This is a genomic window from Streptomyces spectabilis (assembly GCF_008704795.1).
In the GTDB taxonomy this organism is placed as follows: Bacteria; Actinomycetota; Actinomycetes; order Streptomycetales; family Streptomycetaceae; genus Streptomyces; species Streptomyces spectabilis.
Genome location: NZ_CP023690.1, coordinates 8,254,803 through 8,265,633, shown reverse-complemented (window position 1 = coordinate 8,265,633; position 10,831 = coordinate 8,254,803). Strand labels below are relative to the sequence as shown.

The following is a 10,831-nucleotide window of genomic DNA, read 5'->3' as shown; positions in this document are numbered from 1 at the left end:
GAAGGTCTTCAGTCGCCGAGCGCCAGGTGCACGAGATCGTCGACGTCCAGCTCGGCGATCGCCCGCTTCTCCTCGGCTTCGTAGGCCTCGTCGGACGCGCCGGTGTCCGGTTCGCCGTCTCCGTCGCCGAGTGCGGCCAGCTCGACCAGGGCGTCCATCAGTCCGGCCGCGCGGAAGCGGGCCAGTGGGAGGGACGCGAGCGCGCGCCGCAGCCGCGCCTCGTCCAGCTCCTGGCCGCTCGCGCCGTCGTCCGGGAGCAGTTCACGGTGGAGGTGGCGGGCGAGGGCCAGCGGGTTCGGATGGTCGAAGATCAGCGTGGCGGGCAGCTTCAGGCCGGTCGCCTCGCGCAGCCGGTTGCGCAACTCCACCGCCGTGAGCGAGTCGAACCCGACCTCGTTGAACGCCAAGTCCGCCCGCACACCCGACGGCCCGGCGTGGCCGAGCACGATCGCGGCCCTCCCCCGGACCAGGTCGAGGAGCAGTTCTTCCTGTTCCCCCGGTGCCAGTCCGGTGAGCCGGTCGGCAAGGCGGCGCCGCTTGTCACCACCGTCCGCCGCCTGCGCTGACTGCCGACCGGCGCGTACGAGGCCCCGCAACATGTGCGGCACCCCGCCGCCGGCCGCCGCGTCGGCCCGTACGCCGCGCAGGTCGAGCCTGGCCGGCACCAGCAAGGACTCCCGGGACCCCACGGCGGCGTCGAACAGCTCCATGCCCTCCTTCAGCGCCATCGCCTGCAGTCCGCCCCGGCGGTTCATCCGGTTCCTGGTGAGGTCGTCGGTGTTGGCGGCCATGCCGCTGGTCTGCGCCCACAGGCCCCAGGCCAGCGACAGGCCGTGCAGTCCTGCCGCCCGCCGGTTGGCCATCAGGCCGTCCAGGAAGGCGTTGGCGGCCGCGTAGCTGCCGCTGCCCGCACCCATGAAGACACCGGACACGGACGAGTAGACGACGAACGCGTCCAGATCCAGGCCCAGTTCACGGGTCAGCCCGTCGAGGTGCCGCGCCGCCTCCGCCTTCGGCGCGAACACCCGCTCAAGCCGCTCCGGAGTCAGCGCCCCGATGACACCGGCGTCCAGCACGCCCGCCGTGTGCACGATGCCGGTGAGCCGGTGGTCGTGGTCGTCCGGCACGGTCGCCAGAAGCGCCTTCACCTGGTCGCGGTCGGAGACGTCACACGCGACGACCGACACCGTCGCGCCAAGACCGGTCAGCTCGGCCACCAGCTCCGTCGCACCCTCGGCGCTCTGACCCCGTCGGCTGGCGAGGAGCAGCCGCCGTACGCCGTACCGGGTGACCAGGTGCCGGGCCACGAGACCACCGAGCGACCCGGTGCCGCCGGTGATGAGGACGGTTCCCTCCGACGTGAACACCGCCTGACTGTCCGGTACTTGAGCCGGTACGCGGACGAGCCGGGGGGCCGAGAAGGCCGCTCCGCGCACCGCGATCTGGGGCTCGTCGGTGGCGAGGACCGCGCCCAGCACCGAATCCAGTACGGAACCCACCTCGACACCGGCAGCAGTCGGGTCGAGGTCCAGCAGGACGATCCGGTCCGGATTCTCCGACTGCGCGGCCCGCACCAGACCCCACACCGCGGCCGCCGCCGGATCCGCCACCACCGCGCCCTCACCCGCAGGCACCGCACCCCGGGTCACCACCACCAGCCGCGACTCCTCAAGCCCCACCCCGGCCAACCACGCCTGCACCACCCCCAACACCTGCGAGGACAACGCAAGCACCGCACCCTCACCCTCACCCCCGACGGCCTCCAACACCGCCGCCGACGGCACACCCGCGCCCTCCGCCACCTCCTCCACCAACACCGCCACCTCATCAGCAGCAACCACCGGCATCCACGACAGAGCCGAACCAACCCCCTGCACCGGAGGCAACTCGGTCCACTCGACGCCGAACAGCGAGTGGGCCACCAGCGTGTCCGCCGCCCCCAGCCCGTCGACGGACACCTCCCGCCACGTCAGTGAGTCCGCCGTCACCACCAGGCCGCCTGCTTCGTCCGCCGCCTCCAACGCCATGGCGTCGGGCCCGCCGGGCACCAGCCGAACCCGCAGCGCCGATGCGCCCGCGGCGTGCAGCACGAAGCCGCCCCAGTCGAGCGGTTGCCGCGGCGCCTTGCCGTCCTCGGCCGCGGCGCCCGACTCCCCCGCGTGCAGGGCCGCGTCGAGGAGGGCGGGATGAATGCCGAAGCCACCCGCTTCCTTGTGCTGCTCTTCCGGCAGCGCGACCTCTGCGAACACCTCGTCGCCGCGCCGCCACACCGCCCGCAGGCCCCGGAACGCCGGACCGTACGCGTAGCCCCGCTCGGCGAGGTCGGCGTAGAACTCCCCGATCCCGACCGGGTCGGCACCGGGCGGCGGCCAGGCCGTGAAGTCGAAGCGTGTGCCGCTGTCACCGGGCCGGTCGGCCGCCGACAGGAGGCCGGTGGCGTGCCGCGTCCACACGTCCGCGTCAGCCTCGTCCTCGGCTTCCTCGCGCTGGGAGTACACCTCCACCGTGCGCGCACCGTTCTCCCCCGGTCCGCCCACCGCGACCTGCACCCGGACCCCACCACGCTCGGGCACCACCAACGGCGTCCCGATCACGAGGTTGTCCAGCGCCCCGCACCCGGCCTCGTCACCGGCCCGCACCGCCAGCTCCACGAGGGCGGTACCCGGGACCAGTACGACTCCACTCACCGCATGGTCGGCCAGCCAGGCATGCGTCCGCAACGACAGACGTGAGGTGAAGACCAGGCCGTCGGACTGCGGCAGCCGCACCACCGCACCCAGCAACGGGTGATCCGCCGTCGCCTGCCCCAGAGAGGCCGCGTCAGTGGCTTGCGCGGCTGGCTTGAGCCAGTAGTGCTGGTGGTCGAAGGCGTACGTCGGCAGCTCCGGGCGCGCCGACCCGGCCCCTGCCCCAGCGGGCAGCACGGCCTCCCAGTCCACGGCCACACCCCGCACGAACAGCTCGGCCATCGAGGTCAGCAGCCGCCGCAGGCCCCCTTCATCCCGGCGCAGCGACCCGGTCACGACGGCGTCGACACCGCTCTCGTCCACAGCCTCGGTCACCGGCTGGACCAGGACGGGGTGGGCGCTGACCTCCACGAACACCCCGTGCCCCTGCGCGAGCAGCTCGGCCACGGCCGGGCCGAAGCCCACCTGACCACGCAGATTGCGATACCAATACTCGCCGTTCAGGACCCCGGCGCCCTCCACCCAGCCACCGGTCACGGTCGAATAGAACGGCACCCTCGGCGCCTGGGCGACAATCCCAGCCAACGCCTCCGCGAGGAGGCCTTGGATGTCCTCCACGTGACGGGTGTGCGAGGCGTAGTCCACCGCCACCCGCCGCACCCTCACCCCGTCCTCAGCGAACACCTGTAGAACCTCGTCCAAGGCCTCGGCATCGCCCGCGACCACCACGGACGACGGCCCGTTGACGGCCGCGACCTCGACCCGATCCGCCCACCTCTCAAGCCGCGCGGCTGCCTCACCCGCGCTCAAAGCAACGGACGCCATGCCCCCACGCCCGGCCAGCTCCGCAGCAATGGCGCGGCTCCGCAACGCCACCACTCGGGCCGCGTCCTCAAGCGACAGCGCACCCGCCACGCACGCGGCCGCGATCTCCCCCTGCGAGTGACCGAGCACCGCATCCGGCTTCACTCCCACGGACGCCCAGACCGCCGCCAACCCCACCATCACCGCGAAACTCGCGGGCTGCACCACGTCCACCCGCTCAAGGAACTCGGGCTCGGCGTCACCTCGTAGTACGTCGACGAGGGACCAGTCCACCCACCGCTCCAGGGCGGTGGCACACTCCCCGACGCGCTGGGCAAACACCGGTGAGGAGTCGAGGAGTTCACGGCCCATGCCGACCCACTGCGAGCCCTGCCCGGGGAACACCCACACCACCTTGCCCGGCACGCCAGAAGCCGCAGCCCTGCCGGACACCACCCCAGCCGCGTCCTCGCCCCGGGCCAACGCCCGCAGCCCGGCCAGAGCCTCCGCAGACGAGTCGGCCACCACCACCGCACGCTCACCAAGAACCGCCCGCCCCGACACCAACGCCCCCGCCAACGAGACACCACCAGCACCCGACTCCACATACGACACAAGCCGACCAGCCTGACCCGCCAACGAACCCGCACTACGCGCCGACACCACCAACGGCACCACACCCACCCACACCGGCCCCTCCACCACCGGCTCCTCAAGCCCCTCCTCCAGAATCAGATGCGCATTCGTCCCACTGATCCCGAACGACGACACCCCCACCCGCCGCGCACGCCCGCCACGCGGCCACGCCCGGCCCTCGGTCAACAGCTCCACCGCACCCGCCGACCAGTCCACCTGGTGGGTGGGCTCCTGGGCGTGCAGCGTGGGTGGCATGACCTCGTGGCGTAGCGCCTGCACCATCTTGATCACGCTGGACACACCGGCAGCGGCCTGCGTGTGTCCGACGTTCGACTTCAACGAGCCCAGCCACAGCGGCTGTTCGGGGTCCCGCCCCTGCCCGTACGTCGCCAGGAGCGCCTGGGTCTCGATCGGATCGCCCAGGGTGGTTCCGGTGCCGTGGCCCTCCACCACGTCCACGTCGGACGACGAGAGGCCCGCGTTGGCCAGCGCCTTGCGGATCACGCGCTGCTGCGAGGGCCCGTTCGGGGCAGTGAGACCGTTCGAGGCACCGTCCTGGTTCACCGCGCTGCCCCGGATGACCGCGAGGACGCGGTGCCCGCGCTCGCGCGCCACCGAGAGGCGCTCAAGGACCACGAGTCCCACGCCCTCGGACAGCACCGTGCCGTCCGCGCCGTCCGCGTACGCCTTGCACCGGCCGTCGGCGGCGAGGCCGCGCTGCCGCGACATGCCGAGGACGCCGATCGGGGATCCCATCACGGCGACGCCCCCGGCAAGGGCCATCGAGCACTCCCCCTGCCTCAGCGCCTGCGCGGCCAGATGGATCGCCACCAGGGACGACGAGCACGCCGTGTCCACCGTCACCGCGGGACCCTCGAAACCGAAGGCGTACGACACCCGGCCCGACGCGACACTGCCCGCCGTGGCGGTGGTGACGAAGCCTTCGAGCTCGGCGGGCATGTTGCTGAGGGATTCCAGGTAGTCGTGGATGGAGACGCCGGAGAAGACGCCGATGTCTCCGCCGCGTGTCGCGGTCGGGTCGATTCCGGCCCGCTCCAGGGCCTCCCAGGAGGCTTCGAGGAGCAGCCGCTGCTGGGGGTCCATGGCGAGGGCTTCACGCGGTGAGATGCCGAAGAACCCGGCGTCGAAGAGCCCCGCCTCCTGGAGGAAGCCGCCCTGACTGGCGTACGACGTACCGGCGTTGTCAGGGTCCGAGTCGAACAGGCCCTCCAAGTCCCAGCCCCGGTCCTCAGGAAAGCCCGACATACCCTCACGGCCCTCACGCACCAACCGCCACAAACCCTCCGGGTCCGTCACCCCGCCCGGCAGACGGCACGCCATCCCCACGATCGCAATCGGCTCATCAGGATCCACGACGACGGGCGCGGCAGAGGGGGTGGCGCCGTCCGCCGTCTCACTCAGCTCCTCGCGCAGATGGCGGGCGAGCGCCACGGGGGTCGGGTAGTCGAAGATCAGGGTGGCGGGCAGTTTCACGCCGGTCGCCGCGCTCAGCCGGTTCCGCAGCTCGACCGCGGTCAGGGAGTCGAACCCGATGTCGCTGAACCCCCTTGTGCCCTGGGACAGTTCGGGGCCGCTGAAACCGAGCACCCCGCCCGCCTCGCCCTGGACGAGGGACAGCAGAAGGTCCTCCTGCTCGGCCCGGGGCAGCCCGGCGAGGCGGCGGGCCAGGCCGCCACTGTCCCCGGCCGCGGCCCGCGCCACGCGTCGGCCCGCGCGGACGAGGCCACGCAGCAGGTGCGGCACCCCGCCGCCCGCCGCCGCCTGGGTCCACAGCGTGCGCAGGTCCAGCTTGATCGGCACGAGGAGCGCCTGGCCCGTGTGCAGGCCGACGTCGAAGGCGGCCAGGCCCTCGGCCGGGGTCATCGCGAGGACGCCGCCGCGGCTCATGCGCGCCTGGTCGACGCTGCTGAGGTGCGCGGTCATGCCCGCGGCCTGCTCCCACAGGCCCCAGGCCAGTGAGATGCCGGGCAGGCCCGCGGCCCGGCGGGCGGACATGAGCCCGTCGAGGTACGCGTTCGCGGCGGCGTAGTTGCCCTGCCCCGCCGACCCCATGAGCGCGGCGGCGGACGAGAACACGACGAACGCGTCGAGTTCCATGCCCAGTTCACGGGTCAGCTCGTCGAGATGGCGCACCGCGTCCACCTTCGGCGCGAACACTCCGGCGAGGCGCTCCGGGGTCAGGGTTCCGATCACTCCGTCGTCGAGCACTCCGGCCAGGTGCACGATCCCGCTCAGGCTGTGCTCGCCCGGGACCGATGCCAGCAGGGACCGGACCTGCTCGCGGTCGGAGACGTCACACGCCACCACCGACACCGTCGCACCCTGCTCGGCGAGTTCGGCCACCAGCCCGGCAACACCCTCGGCATCCGCACCCCGGCGACTGGCAAGCACCAGATGCCGTACACCGTGCCGCACGACCAGATGGCGGGCCACCAGGCCCCCCAGGGAACCTGTTCCACCAGTAAGTAGAACGCTCTTTCCAGCACCGAATACGTTCCCCGCCCCCGCCACCCCAACAGAGACACGAGCGAGCCTGGGCACGGAGAGGGTCCCCCCACGCACCGCGACCTGCGGCTCGTCGCTGACAAGGGTCGCGCCGACAGCGGGAGTCAAAGGTCCGTCCGTCGCGGGGTCGGTGTCCAGGAGGAGGAACCGGTCCGGGTTCTCCGCCTGCGCGGCACGCACCAGACCCCACACCGCCGCACCCGCCGGGTCGGTCACCGCACCGCCGCCCGCAGGCACCGCACCCCGGGTCACCACCACCAGCCGCGACTCGTCGGAGGTCACCCCGGCAAGCCACGCCTGCACCACTCCCAGGACCCGGGAGGTCAGGGCGAGCGCCGTGGCCTCACGGTTCTCACCGTCGCCGCCGAAAGCCTCCAGGACGGCCACGGGCGGGGCGGTCGCGCTGCCAGCGAGGGCCGTCACGTCGTCGGCGGTGGCCACCGGCGCCCAGGTCGGCGCGTCCCCCCGCACCAGGGGCAGCTCGGTCCACTCCACGCCGAACAGTGCGTCGTCCCGGCTCCTGTCCGCCGCCGCGTCCAGCTGGTCGACGGAGACCGGCAGCGACACCAGGGAGTCCATCGTGAGGACCATGCCGCCGGTGTCGTCGGCGGCGTGGAACGACAGCGCGTCGGGGCCGCACGGGGCCACGCGCACACGCAGCGCGGAGGCGCCCACGGCGTGCAGCAGCAGCCCGTTCCACGCGAACGGCAGCACCTTGCGGTCGTCGTCGGGGCGGGCGAAGGCGTTCGTGTGGAGGGCCGCGTCGAGGAGCGCCGGGTGGATGCCGAACCCGCCTGCCTCCTCCCGCTGGTCCTCGGACAGCGCGGCCTCGGCGAAGACCTCGTCGCCGCGCCGCCACACGGCGCGCAGGCCCTGGAACGCCGGCCCGTACGCGTAGCCGCGCTCGACCAGGTCGGCGTAGAAGTCCGTCACCGGGACCGGCTCCGCGCCGGGCGGCGGCCAGGCCGTGAAGTCGAACTCGCGCCCGGGTCCGGGCACCGCGGGCGAGGCCGCCAGGAGGCCGGTGGCGTGCCGCGTCCAGGCGTCGTCGTCCTCGCGCCGGGAGTACACGTCCACGGTCCGCGAACCCGTCGCGCCCGGACCGCTGACCGCGACCTGGAGCCGCACCCCGCCGCTGTCGGGCAGCACCAGCGGCGCCTCGATGACGAGTTCCTCCAGGAGGCCGTGGCCGAACTCGTCGCCCGCGCGCACGGCAAGGTCGACGTACACCGTGCCGGGGACGAGGACCACGCCGCCGATGGCGTGGTCGGCGAGCCAGGGGTGCGAGCGCAGCGAGAGGCGTGAGGTGAAGACCAGTCCGTCGGACTGCGGGAGCGGTACGACCGCGCCGAGGAGCGGGTGGTCGGCTCCGGCGAGGCCCAGCGCCGCGGAGTCCGTGGCGGAGGCGCCCATCCGGATCCAGTAGTGCTGGTGGTCGAAGGCGTACGTCGGCAGGTCGACGCGCCGCGAGGTGGCTCCCGTGGGCAGCGTCCCGGCCCAGTCCAGCGGGGTGCCGCGGACGAACAGCTCGGCCATCGAGGTGAGGAGGCGCCGGGGGCCGCCGTCCTCGCGCCGCAGGGTTCCGGTCACCACCACGTCGGCGTCGGCGGCGTCGACGGCCTCGGTGATCGGCTGGACCAGTACGGGGTGGGCGCTGATCTCGACGAACACCGTGTGCCCCTGGCCGAGCAGGTCGGCGACGGCCGGGCCGAACCGCACGGGCTCGCGCAGGTTGCGGTACCAGTACGCGCCGTCCAGGGCCCCGGCGTCCTCCACCCGGCCACCGGTCACGGTGGAGTGGAACGGCACCGTCGGTGCCTGCGCGGTGATCCCGGCAAGGACCTCGGCGAGGGTGTCGCGGACGTCCTCGACGTGGCGGGTGTGCGAGGCGTAGTCCACGGCGACGCGCCGGATGCGGACGCCCTGGTCGTCCAGCGCCTCCAGCGCCTCGTCCAGGGCTTGGGCGTCGCCCGCGACCACGACGGAGGAGGGCCCGTTGACAGCCGCGATCCCGACCCGGTCCGACCAGGGCGCCAGACGTCCGGCCGCCTCGCTCTCACTCAGCGCGACCGATGCCATGCCGCCGCGCCCGGCGAGGCGCGCCGCGATGGCCTGACTGCGCAAGGCCACCACCCGGGCCGCGTCCGCAAGGGACAGGGCGCCCGCCACGCACGCGGCCGCGATCTCGCCCTGGGAGTGGCCGAGCACCGCGTCCGGTTCGACCCCGACCGATGCCCAGACCGCCGCCAGACCCACCATCACCGCGAAACTCGCGGGCTGCACCACGTCCACTCGCTCAAGGAACTCGGGCTCGGCGTCACCTCGTAGTACGTCGACGAGGGACCAGTCCACCCACCGCTCCAGGGCAGCAGCGCACTCCTCGACGCGCTGGGCGAACACCGGTGAGGAGTCGAGGAGTTCGCGGCCCATGCCGACCCACTGCGAGCCCTGCCCGGGGAACACCCACACGACCTTGCCGGGCGTGCCCGCCCCGGTCACCAGACCGGTCGTGTGCTCGCCGCGCGCCAGGGCCCGAAGGCCGGTCAGCGCCTCGTCGGCCGTGCCCGCCACCACGACCGCGCGTTCGCCGAGGACGGCCCGGCCCGTGGCGAGGGTCCCGGCGACCGCGGGGAGCGACGCTCCGTCGGGGCCCGACTCCAGGTGCGAGGCGAGGCGTTCGGCCTGGGCCGCGAGCGAGGCCGTGGTGCCCGCCGAGACCACCAGCGGCACCACACCGGAAGGCTCCGGCTCCGCCGCGGCCGGAGCCTCGGGCGCCTCCTCCAGGATCAGATGGGCGTTCGTGCCGCTGGCGCCGAACGCGGAGATCCCGGCCCGGCGCGGACGGCCGTTCCGCGCCCAGTCCCTGGCTTCGGTGAGCAGTTCGACCGCGCCCGCCGACCAGTCCACCTGCGGGGTGGGCGCGTCCACGTGGAGGGTCGCCGGGAGCACGCCGTGCCGCAGCGCCTGGACCATCTTGATCACACCGGCCACGCCGGACGCCGCCTGTGTATGGCCGATGACGGACTTCACCGAGCCGAGCCACAGCGGTCGCCGCGGGTCCCGGCCCTGCCCGTACGTGGCCATCAGCGCCTGGGCCTCGATCGGATCGCCGAGGACCGTGCCCGTGCCGTGGCCCTCCACGGCGTCCACGTCGGCCGGGGCGAGGCCCGCTCCGGCGAGGGCCTTGCGGATCACCCGCTGCTGCGCGGGGCCGTTGGGGGCGGTGAGGCCGTTGGAGGCACCGTCCTGGTTGACGGCGCTGCCCCGGATGACAGCGAGGACCTGGTGGCCGCGCTCGCGCGCCACCGACAGGCGCTCCAGGAGCACCACGCCCACGCCCTCGGCCCAGCCGGAGCCGTCGGCGCCTGCGGCGTAGGACTTGCAGCGGCCGTCGAAGGCGAGCGCCCGCTGCCGCGCGAAGCCGACGAAGCCGCCCGGCGTCGCCATCACCGTCGAGCCGCCCGCGAGCGCCATCGCGCACTCGCCCCTGCGCAGCGCCTGCGCGGCCAGATGGATCGCCACGAGCGACGAGGAGCACATGGTGTCGACGGTCACCGCGGGGCCTTCGAGCCCCAGGGTGTACGCGACGCGCCCGGAGGCGACGCCGCCCGCGGTGCCCAGGGCGCGCTCCAGGCTGAGGAACCCCTCGAAGCCGCTGAGGTCAGGGGCGTAGTCCTGGTGCACGATCCCCGCGAACACGCCGACGTCGGCGCCGCGCATCGAGTGGGGGTCGATCCCGGCGCGTTCGAAGGTCTCCCAGGACACTTCGAGGAGCTGCCGCTGCTGCGGGTCCATGGCGAGGGCCTCGCGCGGCGAGATGCCGAAGAACCCGGCGTCGAACCGTGCCGCGTCGTGGAGGAAGGCGCCTTCCCGTACGTACGTCGTACCGGGGTTGTCGGGATCGGGGTGGTAGAGGCCCTCGACGTCCCAGCCCCGGTCGTCGGGGAAGGCGCCGTAGACGTCGGCGCCTTCGGACACCACGCGCCAGAAGTCCTCCGGGCCGCGGATGCCACCGGCGTAGCGGCAGGCCATGGAGACGATCGCGACGGGCTCCGCGGCGGCCGCGACGAGTGTGCTGTTCTCCTGCTGAAGCCGGGCGTTCTCCTTCAGCGAGGCACGCAGTGCCTCAACGACCTGCTCGTCTGGCGCCGGCATAGCCATCCTTCCGGGACTCGTTC

The 10,831-nt window shown here is 73.3% G+C and carries 1 protein-coding gene; it reads right to left on the bottom strand.

Annotated features, from left to right (window positions below):
* Nucleotides 1-8 precede the first annotated feature (8 nt).
* A complete protein-coding gene (locus CP982_RS35255) occupies nt 9-10,808 on the bottom strand; it encodes a type I polyketide synthase (protein WP_150514170.1) in 10,800 nt (3,599 codons plus the stop codon).
* Nucleotides 10,809-10,831: the final 23 nt, after the last annotated feature.